General features: G+C 61.8%; 18 protein-coding genes. 8 read left to right on the top strand and 10 right to left on the bottom strand.

Annotated features, from left to right (window positions below):
• Positions 1-162 precede the first annotated feature (162 nt).
• From ACQ7C1_RS27955 to mctP, 6 genes are all read left to right on the top strand, one after another.
• Entirely contained in the window at positions 163-627 is a 465-nt protein-coding gene (locus ACQ7C1_RS27955) for an Lrp/AsnC family transcriptional regulator (protein WP_184459003.1), read from the top strand.
• An 84-nt stretch (positions 628-711) separates the two neighbouring features.
• A complete protein-coding gene (locus ACQ7C1_RS27950; RefSeq protein WP_430960610.1) occupies positions 712-2,097 on the top strand; it encodes a cache domain-containing protein in 1,386 nt (461 codons plus the stop codon).
• The gene (locus ACQ7C1_RS27945) at positions 2,094-2,765 is read left to right on the top strand and encodes a response regulator transcription factor (protein ID WP_221127226.1); all 672 of its coding nucleotides are present in this window, start codon (positions 2,094-2,096) and stop codon (positions 2,763-2,765) included. The genes ACQ7C1_RS27950 and ACQ7C1_RS27945 overlap by 4 nt, the downstream gene beginning before the upstream one ends.
• Before the next feature lie 101 nt (positions 2,766-2,866).
• The gene (locus tag ACQ7C1_RS27940; RefSeq protein ID WP_430960609.1) at positions 2,867-2,998 is read left to right on the top strand and encodes a hypothetical protein; all 132 of its coding nucleotides are present in this window, start codon (positions 2,867-2,869) and stop codon (positions 2,996-2,998) included.
• A gap of 12 nt (positions 2,999-3,010) precedes the next feature.
• Complete coding sequence (locus tag ACQ7C1_RS27935; protein WP_430960608.1) at positions 3,011-3,208, top strand: DUF3311 domain-containing protein; 198 nt, start codon at positions 3,011-3,013, stop codon at positions 3,206-3,208.
• The gene (mctP, locus tag ACQ7C1_RS27930; RefSeq protein WP_430960607.1) at positions 3,198-4,673 is read left to right on the top strand and encodes a sodium:solute symporter family monocarboxylate transporter; all 1,476 of its coding nucleotides are present in this window, start codon (positions 3,198-3,200) and stop codon (positions 4,671-4,673) included. Before ACQ7C1_RS27935 ends, mctP begins: the two co-directional genes overlap by 11 nt.
• A gap of 78 nt (positions 4,674-4,751) precedes the next feature.
• On the opposite strand, the gene ACQ7C1_RS27925 is transcribed toward mctP, so the two are convergent.
• From ACQ7C1_RS27925 to ACQ7C1_RS27885, 9 genes are all read right to left on the bottom strand, one after another.
• Positions 4,752-6,725, bottom strand: a complete 1,974-nt coding sequence (locus ACQ7C1_RS27925; RefSeq protein WP_430960606.1) for a HAMP domain-containing methyl-accepting chemotaxis protein — start codon at positions 6,723-6,725, stop codon at positions 4,752-4,754.
• Positions 6,726-7,363: 638 nt separating this feature from the next.
• Positions 7,364-8,434 (bottom strand): LLM class flavin-dependent oxidoreductase, encoded by a 1,071-nt coding sequence (locus ACQ7C1_RS27920; protein WP_430960605.1) that lies wholly within the window; start codon positions 8,432-8,434, stop codon positions 7,364-7,366.
• Positions 8,435-8,747: 313 nt separating this feature from the next.
• Positions 8,748-9,086, bottom strand: a complete 339-nt coding sequence (locus tag ACQ7C1_RS27915) for a hypothetical protein (RefSeq protein ID WP_430960604.1) — start codon at positions 9,084-9,086, stop codon at positions 8,748-8,750.
• Between the two features lie 95 nt (positions 9,087-9,181).
• The gene (locus ACQ7C1_RS27910; protein WP_430960603.1) at positions 9,182-10,279 is read right to left on the bottom strand and encodes an ABC transporter substrate-binding protein; all 1,098 of its coding nucleotides are present in this window, start codon (positions 10,277-10,279) and stop codon (positions 9,182-9,184) included.
• 50 nt (positions 10,280-10,329) lie between these two features.
• A complete protein-coding gene (locus ACQ7C1_RS27905; RefSeq protein WP_183699998.1) occupies positions 10,330-11,370 on the bottom strand; it encodes an ABC transporter permease in 1,041 nt (346 codons plus the stop codon).
• An 18-nt stretch (positions 11,371-11,388) separates the two neighbouring features.
• Positions 11,389-12,885 carry a sugar ABC transporter ATP-binding protein gene (locus tag ACQ7C1_RS27900; RefSeq protein WP_221127221.1) on the bottom strand — a complete coding sequence of 499 codons (1,497 nt, stop codon included), beginning with the start codon at positions 12,883-12,885 and terminating at the stop codon, positions 11,389-11,391.
• Between the two features lie 104 nt (positions 12,886-12,989).
• The gene (locus tag ACQ7C1_RS27895) at positions 12,990-13,883 is read right to left on the bottom strand and encodes an NAD(P)-dependent oxidoreductase (RefSeq protein WP_430960602.1); all 894 of its coding nucleotides are present in this window, start codon (positions 13,881-13,883) and stop codon (positions 12,990-12,992) included.
• Positions 13,873-14,430 carry a gluconokinase gene (locus tag ACQ7C1_RS27890; RefSeq protein ID WP_430960601.1) on the bottom strand — a complete coding sequence of 186 codons (558 nt, stop codon included), beginning with the start codon at positions 14,428-14,430 and terminating at the stop codon, positions 13,873-13,875. Before ACQ7C1_RS27890 ends, ACQ7C1_RS27895 begins: the two co-directional genes overlap by 11 nt.
• A gap of 13 nt (positions 14,431-14,443) precedes the next feature.
• Complete coding sequence (locus ACQ7C1_RS27885; RefSeq protein WP_430960600.1) at positions 14,444-15,208, bottom strand: SDR family oxidoreductase; 765 nt, start codon at positions 15,206-15,208, stop codon at positions 14,444-14,446.
• A gap of 135 nt (positions 15,209-15,343) precedes the next feature.
• Between ACQ7C1_RS27885 and ACQ7C1_RS27880 the strand changes: the two genes are divergently transcribed.
• On the top strand, positions 15,344-16,285 hold the full coding sequence (locus ACQ7C1_RS27880) for a 2-hydroxyacid dehydrogenase (protein ID WP_430960599.1): 942 nt from the start codon (positions 15,344-15,346) through the stop codon (positions 16,283-16,285).
• A 10-nt stretch (positions 16,286-16,295) separates the two neighbouring features.
• The gene (locus tag ACQ7C1_RS27875) at positions 16,296-17,327 is read left to right on the top strand and encodes an L-idonate 5-dehydrogenase (protein WP_430960598.1); all 1,032 of its coding nucleotides are present in this window, start codon (positions 16,296-16,298) and stop codon (positions 17,325-17,327) included.
• On the opposite strand, the gene ACQ7C1_RS27870 is transcribed toward ACQ7C1_RS27875, so the two are convergent.
• Entirely contained in the window at positions 17,328-18,401 is a 1,074-nt protein-coding gene (locus ACQ7C1_RS27870) for a LacI family DNA-binding transcriptional regulator (protein WP_430960597.1), read from the bottom strand.
• Positions 18,402-18,604: the final 203 nt, after the last annotated feature.

Raw genomic sequence — 18,604 nt, 5'->3', positions numbered from 1 at the left:
GCATGGGTCCGGCTAAAATGAGTTTGCGAAGGATAATGATAAAGTTGCGCGGTTTTTTCGCGCAATTTCTGCCTCTTCTGCATTTAATGTGCAAAATAATCTTTCTCATGCGGCAAATCAGGCAGAACGCATGAGCCGCGAAACGCCGAAATGGACTGGATAATGGAACAACTGGATCGTTTTGACCGTGACATCCTCGATATCGTTCAGCGCGACTGCCAGCTGAAGGCCGAAACGATCGCCGAGCGGGTAGGTTTGTCGGTCTCGGCCGTGCAGCGGCGGCTGAAGCGGCTGCGCGAGGAGGGCATCATCAAGGCGGAGGTCGCCGTCCTCGACCGGAAGGCGACGGGGACATCGATGGTGTTCATTGTCGGAATGGAGATCGAGCGGGATAATTACGACGCCTTGGCGAAGTTCCGCCTCTGGGCGGAAAAACAGGATCATATCCAGCAAGTCTATTACGTCACGGGCGCGGTCGATCTGATCGCGATCGTCACCGCCCGCGACGTCGAGCATTATGACGACATCGCCGCCCTGATCATGGCTGACAATCCGCAGATCCGCCGCATGCATACGAATGTGGTGCTGCGGGACGTCAAGCTCGGCCTGTTCGTGCCGCTGGAATAGCCATCACCTCATACCGCCGGCAAGCTGCTGGACTCATGTCGGACAAAGGGCATAATTCCGGACGCATTTCGGGAGGAACGAGCCTTGACCCTACGACACCAGATCATCGCATTGGCGATCGTCCCGCTCGTCATTTCGATCCTTGCGATCACCACCTTCATAACCTGGCAATTGGCAAATCTCGCCAAGAACAGCATCGACACATTCGAACAGAACATGCTGAAGACCAAGGAAGGCGAAATCCTCAACCTGACCAATCTTGCCTTGTCCGCCATCCAGACGATTTACGACAAAGCCGGCCCCGACGACGAAGCCGCCAAGCAGCGGGTGGCTGGGATTCTGACCTCTCTCGACTATGGCAGGGATGGCTATTTCTTCGTCTACGACTATGACGGCAACAATATCGTCCATCCGCGCCAGAGTTTCCGGCATGGCCAGAATTGGCTGGACCTGACCGATCCTGACGGCGACAAGGTGATTGCCGAGCTGATCGCCACGGCAAAGGCGGGCGGCGGCCTGCATCAATATAAATGGCAGAAACCTTCCACGGGACAGATTGCCGACAAGCTCTCCTTCGTCGTCAGCCTCGACAAATGGCACTGGGTGGTGGGAACCGGCGTCTATCTCGACGACGTCTTTGCTCAGAGTGCTGCCGCCAACGCCGTGATGCGCGCCAACATCAGGCGAACCTTCGTCATCGTCGCGCTGATTGCCGTGCCCTCGGTGCTCGTCGTCTTCACGACCTGCATGCTCCTGACCTTCCACGAGCGCCGCATGGCCGACAGCCGCCTTAAGGAACTGACGCAGCGGGTCATCGACACCCAGGAAGAGGAGCGCACGCGGCTGGCGCGCGAGCTGCATGACGGCATCTCGCAGACCCTTCTCGGCGTACGCTATGCAATGGATCTGGCCGGCCGCAAGGTCAGGACCAATGTCGACGATGCGGCGCTGACCATCGAGCGCGGTGTCGAGGCGCTGAACGGCGCCATCAAGGAAATACGGCTGCTCTCGCACGATCTGCGCCCCCGCGTGCTCGACGATCTCGGCCTGACCGCGGCGCTCGAGGCTCTCTGTCATCACTTTGCCGAACGGACGGGGATCGAGACTGATATCGACGCCTCGGGCTTTAATGGCATGCTGAAGGTGGAAGCCAGCACCGCCCTCTACCGCGTCGCCCAAGAGGCCTTCAACAATGTCGAGCGGCACTCGGGCGCCTCGAAGCTTTCGGTCAAGCTGTGGAGCGACGGCGGCCGCGCCCGCATGACGATTTCAGACAACGGCACCGGCTTCGACGGCAGCAAGGACGGCGGATCCGGCGGATCGGGTCTCGGGCTGCGCAACATGCAGGAGCGCATGGCCCACTTCCGCGGGCTGTTGCTCATCAACAGCAGCGAGTCCGGCACGACGCTGACGGCGATGATGCCGAGATCGGCCAATCTGCCCGCCGGCAAGCAGGCTGAAGCCGCATGAACGAACGCGCGAAAATCAGAGTTCTCCTGGTCGACAACCATCCGCTGGTGCTGGACGGGTTGAAAGCGGTGTTGGAAACATTCGACCATATCGAAGTCGCCGGTACCGCCGGGCTCGCGCAAACGGGTCTCGACATCGCCCGGCAGATCCAGCCGCAGGTAGTGTTGATGGATATCAACATGCCGAGACTCAGCGGCATCGATGCGATCGAACTATTCAGGAACGAGCTTCCCCAAGCCCGGGTCGTAATGCTCTCCATGCATGACAGCCGCGAATACATCTCCTCCTCGGTCATGCATGGCGCTGCCGGCTACGTGCTGAAAGATGTTTCGACGGACGAGATCGTTGCGGCCATCGAGACCGTGGCTGATGGGGGCACCTATTTCTCCTCGGGGGTCTTCGACGCGCTGATGGGCGAACGCGCAAACGAGGGCAGCGATCCCCTGACGCCTCGCGAGCGCGACATTCTCGGACTGATCGTTGCCGGCAGAAGCAACAGGGAGATTGCCGAAGCGCTCGGAATAACCTCCGCCACGGCGGAAACGCACCGCAAGAACCTCAAGAAGAAGCTCGGCATCGCCACCACGGCCGGCCTCATCCGTTACGCGCTCGATCACGGTATCGTCTCGAAAATCAGCGGAAATCCTCGCCTACCCACTTCTGGGTAGATGCCGGCATTTCCGCCCAGCGCCCATCTTGTGACGACAAAACCGACGCCATAGGACTCCCTCCGCGGCTGGCCAAGTGTCAGTCGTTGGGAGGAATTCATATGCGTTACATCAGCTTTCGATCGGCTGGAAAGGTCGAGCGATCCGAACCGGGCTCGCCGCAGCCTGCGGCTGACAGACCCGCCTTCCACGCCGACAACTGGAACATGGCGACCGCCCCCCGCGGCGCCTGAAAGGTACCCGACATGGAAAAACCACATAGCAAGGCAGCGCTGTGGCTGCTTATCATCCCGTACATAGGGCTGCTCTGGCCGCCGTTCTACAATCTCCGTGAGCCGGCGCTTTTCGGCTTTCCCTTCTTCTACTGGTATCAGCTTCTCTGGGTGCCGATCACCGCGACGCTGACCTGGATCGCCTATCGGAGTGTTCGCCATGACGACTGACATCGACGGTACGGCGCTTGCCGTCTTCATCTTCTTCTTCGCGCTTGTCACCGTCATGGGTTTCGTCGCCAGCCGCTGGCGCAAGCCCGAGACGCTGGCCCATATCGATGAATGGGGTCTCGGCGGACGCAACTTCGGTACCTGGATTACCTGGTTCCTCGTCGGCGGCGATTTCTACACCGCCTATACCGTGATCGCCGTGCCGGCGCTGGTCTACACGGTCGGCGCTTACGGCTTCTTCGCGTTGCCCTATACGATCGTCGTCTATCCCTTCGTCTTCATGGTCATGCCGGTGCTGTGGAAACGCGCCAAGGATTTCGGCTATGTGACGGCCGCCGACGTCGTCCATGGTCAATACGGATCGCGCGGTCTCGAGCTTGCCGTCGCGGCGACCGGCGTCATCGCCACCATGCCTTACATCGCCCTGCAGCTCGTCGGCATGACGGCGGTCCTGAAGGCGCTCGGACTGCATGGCGAACTGCCGCTGGCGATCGCCTTCATCGTGCTGGCGCTCTATACCTATTCGGCGGGCCTGCGCGCGCCCGCCTTGATCGCCTTCGTCAAGGACATCATGATCTATATCGTCGTGATCGCCGCGGTCGCGCTGATCCCGTCGAAGCTCGGCGGCTACGCCAATGTCTTCGCCTCGGCCGATGCGGCCTTCCAGGCCAAGGGCTCCGGCAACCTGCTGCTGGGCGGCAATCAGTACGTCGCCTATGCCACGCTCGCTCTGGGCTCGGCGCTTGCGGCCTTCATGTATCCGCATACGCTGACAGGCATCTTTGCCTCCAACAGCGGCAAGACGATCCGCAAGAATGCGATCATGCTGCCGGCCTATACGCTGCTGCTCGGCCTTCTGGCGCTGCTCGGCTATATGGGCCATGCCGCCAACCTGAAGCTTGACAGTGCGAACGACGTCGTTCCCACGCTGTTCAAGACGCTGTTTTCGGGCTGGTTCTCCGGCTTCGCCTTTGCCGCGATCGCCATCGGCGCGCTGGTGCCGGCGGCGGTGATGAGCATTGGCGCGGCCAATCTCTTCACCCGCAACTTCTGGAAGGCCTATGTCGATCCCAAAGTCAGCGATGCGGGCGAGGCCAAGGTCGCCAAGGTGACATCGCTCGTCGTCAAGGTCGGCGCGCTGCTTGTCATCCTCTTCCTGCCGACGCAGTTCGCCCTCGACCTGCAACTGCTCGGCGGCATCTGGATCCTGCAGACGCTCCCGGCGCTGGTCTTCGGTCTCTACACCGGCTGGTTCCGTGCACCCGGCCTGCTTGCCGGCTGGTTCGTCGGCTTCTGCGGCGGCACCTTCCTGGTCTGGGATGCCGGCTGGAAGCCTCTGCATCTGATCAGCCTCGGCGGCGAACCCTTCACCGTCTATACCGGGCTGCTGGCGCTGGCGGCAAACATCGCGGTTGCAGTCGTGGTCAACGCCCTGCTTCCGGCCAGGGCCCCGGCTCGGGCGTAGGCACGAAAACGCGAAGGGCAGCAAACGCTGCCCTTCCTCATTGCAAATTATGGCAGGGGCGCAGGAGCGCTTCCGCGATCAGAATTCTTCCCAATCGCCCGCCAATGCCGTGCTCCCCTGGACCGCCGCGCCGCCCTGGAACGACTTGCCGATCTTCGCGATCATCTGCCGAGCGGGCGAGGCGACAGCTTGAGCGTGCTGCGCTGCTGCGGCGGGCGGCGTCATGCGCCTTGATGCCACCGCTCCGCCGATATTGAACTGGCTGAGCAACTGGAACAACGCATCGGCTTCCTTGGCGAGGTTGTGGGCGGCAGCTGTGGCTTCCTCCACCATGGCGGCGTTCTGCTGCGTGCCCTGATCCATCCTGTTGACAGCGGCGTTGATCTCTTTCAGCCCCGTCGCCTGTTCCTGCGAAGCGCCGACGATCGCGCCGACATTGCCGTCGACCTGCTGCACCTGCGCGGCAATCTCCTGCAAGGCCTTTCCGGTCTCGCCGACCAGGGCGACGCCGCTCTTCACATGGCCGTTCGAAGCGTTGATCAGTTCCTTGATCTCCTTTGCCGCCTTGGCGGAACGCTGCGCCAATTCGCGCACTTCCTGGGCGACGACGGCAAAGCCCTTGCCGGCTTCACCGGCGCGGGCGGCTTCGACGCCGGCATTCAGCGCCAGCAGGTTGGTCTGGAAGGCGATCTCGTCGATGACGCCGATGATGCTTCCGATCTCAGTGGCAGAGGATTCGATCTTGCCCATGGCGTCGACCGCATCGCGAACGACGCTGCCGGAGCGTTCCGCATTGTCCTTGGTCTTGCGGACGAGCTGCCCGGCTTCCTGAGCCCTGTGGCTGGAGTCGGCGACGGTGGTCGTGATTTCTTCCAGAGCAGCGGCGGTTTCCTCGACGGAAGCGGCCTGCTGTTCGGTCCGCTTCGCGAGATCGTCCGAGGCCGACCGGATCTCCTGTGCGCCGGCCGCGATAGCGCTGGCGTTCTGAGAGACCTTCTGCATGGCGGCGCGGAGCTTTTCGACCGCGGCATTGAAGTCGGCGCGGAGCTTTTCCAGGGACGGAATGAACGGGGTGTCGATCTGCTGCGTGAGGTCGCCGTCTGCCAGGGCCTGCAAGGCGTCGCCGAGCCGGCCGACAGCCTGGTCCGTTTGCTCCGCATGGGTGCGGCGTTCGTCGGCATCCTGCTCGAGGCGTTGCCGCTCCGCGATAGCCCGCTTGCTTTCCTCATCGGCTTGCCGTTCCGCCTTCGCCGAAATCGCGTCACGCAAGCCGGCCACGGCGCGCGCGAGCTTGCCGATCTCGTCGCCGCGCGCTTCGAGGCGACGGTCGCCGTCGAGATTGCCTTCCGCCATCGCTTTTAGCGAAAGCTGGAGTTTTGCCAGCGGACCGATGATCGTACGGGATGTGATGACGGCAGCGACAATAGAGAGAAGAGCCGCGATCCCTAGCGCCGTCAGCACGATCGGCTTGAACCCGCTTGCGGAACTGCGAACAGTACCGCCGATCGTTTTGTTCAACGCTTCCTGATAGTCGATGAATTTATTGATGGCGCCGAGCCACTGCACAAAGGCCGGACGGGCCTGTTCGAGCAGGATCTTGCGGGCCGCCTCGCCGTCGCCCTTCTCCTGCAGCGCGATGATCTCGGCGGCCAGAGGATTGGTTTTCGCCTGAATGCCGGCAATCTCGTTGAGAATGGCTTTTTCCTGATCCGTGGCACCTGCCGGGGATGCAATCATGTCGGCCATACGCTTTTCATTCTCGGCATAAGTGGCCGCGAGCTTATCGATCAGCGCCTCGGCGGCCTTGCGTTCATCCGCCGAGGTTACCAGGGTCACGTCGCGGATGGCGATCGCCCGATCATGCACGCTGCCGCGATAGTTGATGGCAAAGCGTTGCTTGACGCTGTTGACGTCATTGATCGTTTCAAGTTTGCTGTTGATCTTCGCGACCTCGACCGCCGAATAGATGGCCAGGCCGGCCATCAGCAGAACCAGGAAGCTGAAGCCGAGGCTGAGACGCACCGCGATCCCGAAATTCTTAATGCTGTTCATTGGCACTCTCCATGGTTGGCGAGGTTGTCAAAAGTCGCTGGGGCATCAGGATCGCTCGCGACTCCTCATTCAAGCGTGCGGTCCTCGGTCCGTGCCCGAACGCGTCCCGAGGCGCTGTTCGCGCCCGACATGCCACTTCGCATGAACTGCACATTCAGGGAGCGGCCGAGCCAATGCCCAGAAGCGCGGAAGCGCGCGTGAAAGTAACATCGTCGATTTCGTGCAAGATTTCGGAAGCCCGGCTCGCCGTCATGGCGTAGGTGACGATCCTGAGAACGCCTTCCCGATATCCTAAAAATTTAGGGGAATATATTTTAGAGAATGTAAACGGAGACGGCAGAGAGCCAGTAAGCTGCGCTTTTCGTATATCTTGCCGGCATTTTTTACACGGACGTAACGCGCGAAGTGTATGCTAAGTTGTTTCGCAGAAACGGCCGACATCTGCTGTTGTAAATTCGGCGCTCAACTCTTTGGCCGCCTTGCACTCGGACAATGATCTGGGAACGCCGGACAAAAATCGCGAATCACTTCGGATGCACTGCGGCAGCGCAAACGATGTTTGGCGCCGACTCAACGGCCTCAACAATGTGCTGCAACGATCCGACATTCTGTGTTCATGGAATTGCCCGTCAGCGGCGTCAGCCACGCAGCAGCGGCAGCAGCTGATCGCCCTGCCGCTTGATTTCCGAGAGATAGGGCGTATCGGACAGCACGAAATGCGTGATCCCCAGATCCTGATATTTGCACAGCGATCGGGCGACATCCGCCGCCGAGCCGACCAGCCAGGTGGTGCCGGCGCCGCCGCCGCCGAACTTGCCCGGCGCGGTATAGAGATTGTCGTCGAGGACGTAGCCGCGCTCATACAAAGAGAGCAGCCGTTGCTGGCCGACAGCCAGCACGCGCTGGTGATCGTGCCAGCCGACGCCGTTGTTCTTCGCCATCTCGGCGACCTTCGCCTCGGCATCGGCCCAGGCCTCATCCGTCGTGTCGCGGACAAGCGTTGTGATCCGCAGCCCGAATTCCAGCGGGGGAAGGTCGCGGTCGAGGTCCCGGCTCAGTCCCTTGAGCCGGTCGATCCGTCCCCGGACGCCTTCGAGCGGCTCGCCCCAGAAAAGCTGCACATCGGCCTCGGAGGCCGCCACCCGTTCGGCCGCCTCCGACGCACCGCCAAAATAGAATTTCGGGTGCCGGCGGTCGCCGCGGACCTCGATGCGCGGCACCACGGTGGATTCGGTGACCCGGAAATGCTCGCCTGCCGAGGTGACGTTTTCTTCCGTCCATAACCTGCGCACCAGCCGCATGAACTCCCTCGTCCTGCTATAACGATGCGCCTGATCGCCCTCGCTGTCGCCATAGGCGGCCAGATCATCCTTGCCTGAGACGATGTTGATCCGCACGCGACCGCCCGTGAGGTGGTCGAGCGTCGCCGCTGCGGACGCGAAATTCGCCGGCTGCCAATAACCCGGACGGATTGCAATCAGCGGCTCGAAGGTGGTGGTGCGTGCGGCGAGCGAGGCGGCGACGGTGAACGTGTCGGGGCGGCCCCAGCCGGTGCCGATGAGCGCGCCCTTCCAGCCATGCTCCTCCAGCGCCTTCGCATGGCTAGTCAGCGTGTCGAGGCTGTTGTGATTGTCGACGGCGGAATCGCCGCGATGGCCGGGCCTGACATCGTTTGGAATATACCAGAGAAATTCGGAATTATTGCTCATGCGATGCTGCGGATCTTCGTGGTTGGAAGAAGAAGGCCTCCCGGCGAATCATGCGGTTATCTGCCTCGCCGAGGCGCCCATGCGGGGTAAGATGGAGCATTACCCACTAAATCAGTAGACTATTTTATTTAATAATGGCGGCGCTGATGAAAAATTGTGCCACAGGTCGGTGCCCGCGGGCTTGGCAGCGTCCCAATAGGAAAAACGCCTGGAATGCTTGTTCGCAGACGCTTTAAGATTGTTCGATCCCTGTTCTCGATCTTACGGCCGGGCAGCGTCCGTCGCTCCAGTCGGCGCGGAAAATGCCCGGCGGTCAGGCAATGGCCGGCGGGTATTCGTTGGCCCGGAAGACGTGATGATGCACCTTGCCGGTGAAGAGCTGCAGGAGTTCGCCGGTGACCTCGCGGCTCTCGAAGCGCACATCGGAGCGAAGCGCTGCGTTCACCGCATCCATATCGGGATAACGTATGGCGAGAGCCATGGCATAGACCGGAGCGCCTTCGTCGCGCTCCATGCCATCAAGCACCCGGACTTCCTCGGCGCCTGGAAATTTCGTCCAGAGAGGGACGAGCCGCTGCCTGACAAAGGCCCGGAATTCCTCTTCTCGGCCGGGATGGATTTGGCCTTCAAACAAAGCATAACGAATGATCATGGGTTCTCTTTTCCAAAACTCGCCGGAGCTGGATCGATATTGGCGTGGTGTCAGCGGGGGTAAGGGCGTATCCGCAGATACGCCCTTGGGAAGGCTTATTTGCCCCAGATTTTCTTGTATTGATCGCGATAGCCGTTGTCGGGATCGAAGCTGTTCTTCGGCCCGCCGTCGAATTCGACGTTCGCGCTGGTCACCACGTGCAGCGGCGACACGTAGCCCGACCACGGCGCACCCGCGAAAGCGCGGTTCAGTTCGTCGACGAGCTGCCAGCCCTGGAGGTTGAGCGGCTCGGCGACCGTGACGGCCTGATACTGCTTGGCGCGAATGCGCTGATAGGCGCTCTCCGAACCGTCACCCGCGGCGACGTTGACCGGCTTTCCGTCGCCGGCAATGCCGGCCGAGGCGAGCGACGGTCCCATGAAGTCGTAATAGAGGTCGTTGATCGCCAGCGAATGCGTCCACTTGGCGCCGTACTTCTGCAGCAGCGACGTGGTCAGCTGCGGCATGCGCTGCGAGGTTTCGGCAATTGGCGTGTCGACATATTCGAGCACCGTGCCGCCGAGATCTTCGATCTCCTTCTTCATGCGGTCTGCCTTGGCAATCGCGATCGCATAGGTGGAGTCGGTGAAAATAATGACGCCGGGCTTGCCGCCGGCATCGGCAAAGGCCCAGTCCGCCGCAGACTTGGATACTTCCATTGCATCGGTAGTCACGTTGGCGAAGACGCCGACTTCCGGAACCGGACCGACGGCCGAGGCGGCGTGCCAGGAGACCATCGGAATGCCGGCAGCCTTTGCCGCTTCCATTGCCGGCTTCTGCTCGACGGCGTCGAAGCCGTTGATGATGATGCCATCGGGCTTCAGCGCCATGGCTTGGCCGAAGGCCGCCGTCCGGCCGCCGATCGAACCAGCGCCGTCGAGCACTTTCACGGTCCAGCCGAGCGCGCTGGCCGCTTCCTGCACGCCATTGGCCACGCCGAGGATTCCGCCGTTTTTCATATCGGCCGCAAGAATGACGATGTTCTTTCCGGTGGCGCCTTTGGGGCCGCTCGTCGGGCCATCCCATGCGCTCACCTTGGACGCATATTTCTCGACCACCGCTTTGGCGTCGGCCATGGAATCGGCCAGTGCCGGCACGCTGAGCATAAAGGCGACGGTTGCGACCGTTGCCTGCAATAAAGTCCTGCGCTTCATGTTCACTCCTCCATTTTGTTTGTTATGAAATGCCGGCCGGGCCGGCATCCTCATTTGGATGCGGGTGTGATCCTCCTCACAGCTCCGCGCTTGCGCTGGGCGTAGCCTGCGATGCCGATGGCAATCAGCAGGGTCACGCCGTTGAACAGCGGTTCGACGAAAAACGATCCGCCGAATTGCTGAATTCCAGATATCCCCACCGCCAGGATGATGACGCCGATCAAGGTGCCCCAGACGTTCACCCGTCCCGGCTTGATCGTCGTCGATCCAAGGAAAGCGCCGACAAGCGCCGGCAGCAGATATTCGAGGCCGACGCTCGCCTGGCCGATGCGCAGCTTCGAGGCCAGCAGGACCCCGGTCAGGGCCGCCAGCAGACCTGACGTGACGAATGCGCCCATCACGAATTTGCGGACGGGAATGCCGTTGAGGGCCGCGGCCTTGGGATTGGCGCCGATGGCATAGAGATAGCGGCCGATCGGCAGGTATTCGAGCACGATCCACATGCAGATCGCGATCAGCAGCACGTAGAAGCCGGTGATTGGCAGGCCGAACAGCATAGTGCCGTTCAGCGCGTAGAAACCTTCAGGCAGGACGCCGACCACCTGCCGGCCGCCGGTGTGCCAAAGGGCAAGCGCATAAAGGACCGTACCGGTGCCGAGGGTGGCGATGAAGCTGTCGATCTTGGCGACCTCGACGAGCAGACCGTTGATGAAGCCGGTGAGGACGCCAAGCGCGAGAACGATGAGGACGGCGACCGGCCAGGGAAGGCCGTAGACCGTCTGCAGGCTGATTGCGAGAATATGCCAGAGCACGATGCCGTAGCCGACCGTCAGGTCGATGCGGCCCGACGCCATCGGGATCATCGCGGCGAGCGACAGGAGCGCAATGATCGCCTTGTCGGAGACGATCGAACGAACATTCAGGACCGTCGGAAACGTATCCGGCAGCATGATCGAAAAGAGCAGGATCAGGCCGACTGTCAGGATCACCAGACCATAAACCGGAATCAGGCGCCCGATCTTCTGTCCGGCGGACAAGCCGGCCATTTCGCTCTTGGTCGGCTCCAGCGCGGTGGATTCAATGGATTGCATGGCTGTTCTCCCGATGGCTCAAGCAGCTTCCGATGCGGATGCGGCCGTGATGACCGCCTCCGTCGTCAGGGCGCTTCCAGTCAGTTCGCTGACGATTTTGCCGCGCGAGAAAACCAGCGCGCGGTGGCAGATATGGGCGATTTCCTCGAAATCCGTCGACACAACGACGACTGCGAGACCAGCTTCCAGCGCCTGCGTGATCAGGCGGTAGATTTCCGCACGCGCGCCGATGTCGACTCCGGCGGTCGGATCTTCGGCGATCAGCAGCTTCCGGCCGGTCGCCAGCCAGCGGCCGACGACGACCTTCTGCTGGTTGCCGCCCGACAGAGCTTCCACCGGCAGATCCGGATCGTTCGGCCTGAGGCCGACGGACTGGCCGATCGCATGGGCAAGGTCGGCTTCGCCGCGCGGAGACAGGAAGGAAAAAAGCCCGCGTCCGACGGCGCCGGGGTTGATATAAGTATTTTCCCGAATGGACAGCGAGAGCGCGACGGATTCCTCCGTCCGGTCGCGGGCGATCAATCCGATGCCCGACGCCATTGCGCTCAGCGGGCTCGAAAGGTCTGGAGTTTGGTCATGCAGCAGGATCGTGCCGCCGAAAGGCTCGCAGCCGAACAAGGCGCGGCCGATCCGTTCCTGACCGGCGCCGCGCAGGCCGGCGAGGCCCAGAAGTTCGCCCTGTCTTATATCGAACGATATCGGGCTCGTGCCGGCGCAGACGAGATCGCGCACCTTGACGATCGCCTTGCCGGGCTTGATCTCGGTCTTCGAAAAGAGACCGTCGCCGCTGCGGCCGATGATCATCGTCACCAGTTCGTCGGGAGTGGTCTCGCTGACCGGCTTCTGCCCGACCATGCATCCGTCGCGCAGGACGGCGACGCGATCGGCGATGCGGAAAATCTCGTCCAGCCTGTGGGAGACATAGATCATGCCGACGCCGCGCTCCTTCAGGGGACGGATCGCGTTGAACAGCCGATCGACTTCGTCGGCGGGCAAGCTCGCCGTCGGCTCGTCAAGCACCAGAACGTCGGCTTCGACGGCAAGCGCGCGGGCAATGGCGACGAGGGATTTTTCGGTGCGCGACAGAGCCGAGACCCGCGTCGTCGGATCGAAATCGCAGCCGACCAGCTTCAGGGCCTCTTTCGCGCGCGCCTGCGTCCTGTTCCAGTCGATCAGACCCCGGCGCATCGAGAAGCCCTGCGACAGGCCCATATTCTCGCCGACCGTCATCCACTCGATCAAGCCGAGATCCTGATGGATAAAAGCCACCGGCTGCCGCTCGTTCGGCTTCGGCGGGCGATGATGGTAGCTCTGCCCGCGAAACAGGATGTCGCCGTTATCGGGCTTGTAGATGCCGGCCAGGGTCTTGATCAGCGTCGATTTCCCGGCGCCGTTTTCGCCGAGCAGCGCCAGGATCTCGCCCTCGCGCAGGTCGATCGAGACGTCACGCAGCGCCTGCGTGCCGCCGAAGCTTTTGGTGATCGATTGGAACTCCAGCAGTCTCTTGGCTTCCACTGTGGCTCCTCCCAAAGCTGCAGCTGTCGTCATGAACGGATGTTATCGATAACATCGCCGAATAGTCAAGCGGAAAGTGACAATCTCGCAAGCCTGAAATGAGGTCAGTCGGCGGCAAATCCGTCGAGCAGGCGCATCATCTCGGCTGAGTCCTTCGGCCCAAGGCCGGCAGCGCAAAGCAGGCGATGAATCTCTACGACCGCACCCGTCATCGGCAGCGGCGTTTTTGTCTTCAGTGCAAAGGCCTGAACCGAGTCCAGATCCTTCAGCATGTTGTCGATCCGGCCTGTCGGCGAGAAATCCCGGGCGGCGAATTTCGCCATGAATTCCTGCAATATCCGGCTGTCCGCCCTGCCGCCGGCAAGGGCGGCCGGAATGGCGGAGGGATCGACACCGCCGGCTTCCGCCAGCTTGACGGCTTCAGCGACCGACTGGAACAGCACGGCGCAGAACAGCTGGTTGATCAGCTTGGTGGTCTGCCCGGCGCCGGATGCGCCCATAAGCGTATAATTGGCAGCAAGATGCCGCATCACCACGCGCGCCCGCTCGAAATCCTCGAGGCTTCCACCGGCCATGATGGTGAGCTTGCCACCGAGCGCACCGGGCACGCCGCCCGAAAGCGGGCAATCCACCCATGCCATGCCCGTTTCCCGCCGCAGCCGCTTCGCCATGTCGGCGGTCTCGGCCGGGTCGATCGAAGACATATCGATCAGCAGCCTATCAGCGCTTGCCGCCGCCGCAACCCCCTTCTCGCCGAAGACGACGGCGCGGACGATATTTGCGTGATTGAGGCTGAGGACGCAGAATTCCGACCGCGAGACCGCATCCTCCACCGAAGCGGCCGCGTGGGCGCCCTTGGCTGCCAACGCCGCGACCTTTTCAGTATCGAGATCGAAAACCGATACTTTGTGGCCGGTTTCGATCAATCGCGTGGCGATCGCCGCTCCCATGATGCCCGCGCCGATGACGGCGACATCTGCTCTGTGGTCATCCTGCATGATAATCTCCTCCCTTGACGGCCACGCCTCGCAGCCCCTCACAAGCCAGCGCCACCATATCATCCAAAGCCATATCGATCGCCACCGTCACGACACCGGGCTCACCGGTCGGCGGCTCCAGCGTCTGCAGCTGGCTGTCGAGCAGCGATGCCGGCATGAAGTGGCCCTGACGGGCCTGCATCCGCGACAACAGCAGATCACGCGACCCCTCCAGAAAAACAAAGGCCAGGCGCCCATCGGCCGCCTGCCGCAGCCTATCCCGATAACTTCTCTTCAGCGCCGAACAGGAAATCACCAATCCCTGCGACGCCTCTTGCACCGTCCTTATTTCCTCGCCGATCCGGTCGAGCCAGGGCAGGCGGTCATCGTCGGTGAGCGGGATGCCCTTGGCCATTTTCTCGACATTGGCAGCCGGGTGGAGTTGGTCGCCTTCCAGGAAGGGCATGCCGTATTGCACGGCGACGCGCTCTCCAACCGAGGATTTGCCGCAGCCGCTGACGCCCATGATCACGACGGCCAAGGGTAGTGCCTTTTTCTCGAGGTCCATGGACTGATCTTTATCAGAGGCAGGTCGTGATGCCGCCGTCGACATAAAGCGTATGGCCGTTGATGAAGGACGAACCGCGCCCCGAAAGGAAGACGGCGGCACCTACCAGTTCCTCGACATTGCCCCAGCGTCCGGCCGGCGTCCGCTTTTCGAGCCAGGACGAGAATTCCGGATTATCGACGAGCGCCTGGTTGAGCGGCGTCTTGAAATAGCCCGGCGCAATCGCGTTGATCTGCAGGCCGTGCTTGGCCCAGTCGGCGCACATGCCGCGGGTCAGATTGCGCACCGCGCCCTTGGTCGCCGTATAGGGAGCAATGCCCGGACGGGCGAGCTCGCTCTGAACCGAGGCGATGTTGACGATCTTGCCGTGCCCGCGGGAGATCATCGCTTTGGCGGCCGCCTGGCCGACGTAAAACACGCTGGAAATATTGGTGGTCAGCAGCAATTCCCATTTGTCCGCCGGGAAATCTTCCAGCGGCGTGCGGAACTGCATGCCGGCATTGTTGATCAGGATGTCGAGCGGACCGATATCGGCTTCGATCGCGGCGATACCCTGCGCGGCAGCCTCCTTGCTGGTGACGTCGAAGATCGCCGCATGGGCAGAAAGACCTTGAGCCTTGAGGCTTTCGACTGCGCGTTTGACGCTTTCGGGCGTGCGGCCGTTGATGACGACCTCGGCGCCATGCTGCGCCAGGCCCTCGGCCAGCGCATAACCGATCCCCTGGCTCGAGCCGGTGATTAGGGCAAGCTGCCCGGTCAGATCAAACAGGTTCTTCATGCAAATCACTCCTCCGGTGTCGCTGCGAATGACGGCTTATACCGCCACTTGCGGTGAAACTCACTTGACATCCCTTTCTCGGATTATATGTTATCGATAACATAATCAACAGCCAAAATGCGGGATGGAGACGAAATGCCAGACGTAGAAATCTTGATGGCCGGGGCCTATCCGGAGTGGGACATGGTCGATCTGGAGGCGAGCTACCGCGTCCACCGCCTGTGGGAAGCCGCGGATCGGCAGGAACTGATTTCGAAAGTCGGCAGCAATATCCGCGCCGTCGCGACGCGCGGCGAACTCGGCGCTTCGGCCGAGCTGATGAAGCAACTGCCGAGGCTGGAGATCGTTTCCTGCTACGGCGTCGGCACCGACGCGATCGACCTCTCCTATGCCCGCGCCAACGGCATTCGCGTGACGAATACACCTGACGTGCTGACGGAAGACGTCGCCGATATCGCGATCGGACTGCTGCTTTCCACGGCACGCCAGATTCCGCAGGCCGACGTTTTCGTCCGCACGGGCCAGTGGGGCAACGTTCCCATGCCGCTGGTAACGCGGGTTTCGGGCAAGAAGGTCGGGATCGTCGGCATGGGGCGGATCGGCAAGGCGATCGCCAAGCGGGCTGCCGCTTTCGGCTGCGACATCTCTTATTTCGCCCGCAATAGGGACCAGGATGTCGCCTATGGTTATGAAGCCAATCTGGTCGCGCTTGCCAATTGGGCCGACTTCCTGATCGTCATCGTTCCCGGAGGGGCCGCGACCATGAAGATCATAAACGCCGAGGTGCTGGAAGCGCTCGGTCCGGAAGGCATGCTGATCAATGTTTCGCGCGGAACGACCGTCGACGAGGAAGCGCTGATCACAGCGCTTCAGAACCGCACCATCCAGGCCGCCGGCCTTGACGTTTTCCTCAACGAGCCGAAAATCGATGCGCGCTTCCTGACGCTGCCGAACGTCGTGCTGCAGCCCCATCACGGCTCCGGCACCATCGAGACCCGCAGGGCCATGGGCAAACTGGTCAGAGACAATCTCGCCGCGCATTTTGCCGGTCGCGCGCTTCCGACTCCCGTCGTATGAGGATCCCGATATGAAAGCCATCGTCATTCACGCCGCCAAGGATCTCAGGATCGAAGAGCGCGAGCTGGAGGTTGCCGGAGCTGGGCAGGTGGAGATATCAATCGAAGCCGGCGGCATCTGCGGCTCCGACCTGCATTATTACAATCATGGCGGCTTTGGCGCCGTCCGCCTGCGCGAACCGATGATCCTCGGCCACGAGATCGCCGGCACCGTCAAGGCGCTGGGTGCCGGCGTGAGCGACCTTGCCATTGGAGACCGCGTTGCGGTTTCCCCGAGCCGGCCCTGCAGCCATTGCCAATATTGCCTGAAGGGACAGCAGAACCACTGCCTGAACATGCGATTCTACGGCAGCGCCATGCCGATGCCGCACATTCAGGGCGGCTTCCGCCAGCGGCTGGTGGCGGAGCGCTGGCAATGCCACAAGGTCGCCGACGGCATTTCCATTCATGAGGCCGCTTTCGCCGAACCCTTTGCCGTGACGCTGCATGCGGCAAGCCGCGCCAGATCGCTGCTCGGCAAGCGGGTGCTGGTCACCGGCTGCGGCCCCATCGGCATGCTGGCGATCGTGGCCGCCCGCGTTCTCGGCGCCCGCGAAATCGTCGCGACCGACGTCACCGATAGCGTCCTGGCAATTGCCCGCACCAGCGGCGCCGATCGCACGATCAACGTTGCCACGCATGCCGCCGACCTTGCCGCTTACGGCGCCGACAAGGGATATTTCGACGTCATGTTCGAGGCGTCGGGTAATGAACGGGCCGTCCGCGCCGGTCTCGAGGTGCTGAAGCCCCGTGCCGTTCTCGTCCAGCTCGGTCTCGGCGGCGATGTCTCCATTCCGCAGAACATGATCGTTGCCAAGGAAATCGAGATGCGCGGCACATTCCGCTTCCACGAGGAGTTCGGGCTCGCCGTCGAGCTGATCAACGCCCGCCGCGTCGATCTGAAGCCGCTGCTGACAGGCGTCTTCGGGATCGACGAGGCCGTCGCCGCTTTCGAACTGGCAAGCGACCGCAGCAAATCGATGAAGGTGCAGATCGCTTTCTGACTATGCAGCGCGGGCGCGGTCCGTGCTTTCGCGCAGCACGACCCTGTAGCTCGTCAATGTGATCTCGTCGCCGGTCGCCTCGCCGCTGCCCTGGAGGGCATCGAGCAGGCGGGCGGCGGCCTGACGGCCGATGCCGTAACAGTCGACATTGATGGTGGTGATGCTGGGATGACAGATCGACGAGATCTCGTAATCGCCGAAGCCGGCAATAGCGATATCACCCGGCACCCTCATCCCCCTGCGCTTGCATTCCATGATCGCGCCGAAAGCGGAAAGGTCGGAGACGCAAAGAACCACTTCCGTGTCCGGCCAGCGCTCCAGCAGGCTCACGACCGCCTGGCCGCCCTGTTCCATGGTGATGGGCGGAACGCCGAAGGAAATTGCCCGGCCCGGCCCCAGGCCCAACTCCTCGACGGTCTTCAGGAAACCGCTTCGCCGCTGGCTGCCGCGCGTATCGCGCGCCGTCGTTCCGCCGATATAGCCGAACCTCCGATAGCCCTGGCTGGCCAGCGTCCGCACCAGCAGCGACATCGCCTCGCTATTGGAAAAGCCGACGACATGGTTGATCGGCTCCTCCGGAAGCTCCCAGGTTTCCACCACCGGAATGCCTGCCTTATCAAGCATGCGTCGGGCGCGGTCGGTGTGCGAACCGCCTGTCAGGATGATGCCTTCGGGACGCCGGCGCAGCATCGCTTCGATCAGTTTTTCTTCTTTCTCGGCGGAATAGTCGGTATAGCCGAGCAGAAGCTGAAGGCCGGTATTCTCCAGCGCATCGGTAATGCCGCGGGCGGTGTCGGAGAAATTCGAATTGTTGATGGAGGGCACCAGCGCCGCGATGAAGCCGCTGCGCCGCGAGGAAAGACTGCCGGCCGAAAGGTCGAGCACGTAGCCCAGCGCATCGACGGCTTCCATGATGCGCTTGCGCGTCTCTTCGGAAACACTCGCATCCTGCCGAAAGGCGCGCGAAACGGTCATGGCCGATACGCCGACATATTTGGCGACCTCAGCCATCGTCAGCTTTTGGGCGTCTCCAGTCTTGAGGCGCTTGACCTTTGGCTCATCGTCGTTTTTCACTGCTCTCTGCTTTCAAACAACGCCGGAATTGTGTAATTCAGCACACGATAAAGTTATCGTTATCATCGCACAATCGATTTTATCGAAGAAGTATGCGGTTCCACAGCCGGAAAAGCCTGCTTCTCACCGGATTTGCTAGGTTACCGGCGCCTTGGCGGCTATACGAATCCCCGAAATCCGAGCAAGATGATATCGATAACAAT

Source organism: Rhizobium sp. Nf11,1 (genome assembly GCF_050587665.1).
Lineage (GTDB): Bacteria > Pseudomonadota > Alphaproteobacteria > Rhizobiales > Rhizobiaceae > Rhizobium.
The sequence above is the reverse complement of the archived record's forward strand: the minus strand, read 5'-3'. Positions and strand labels throughout refer to the sequence as shown.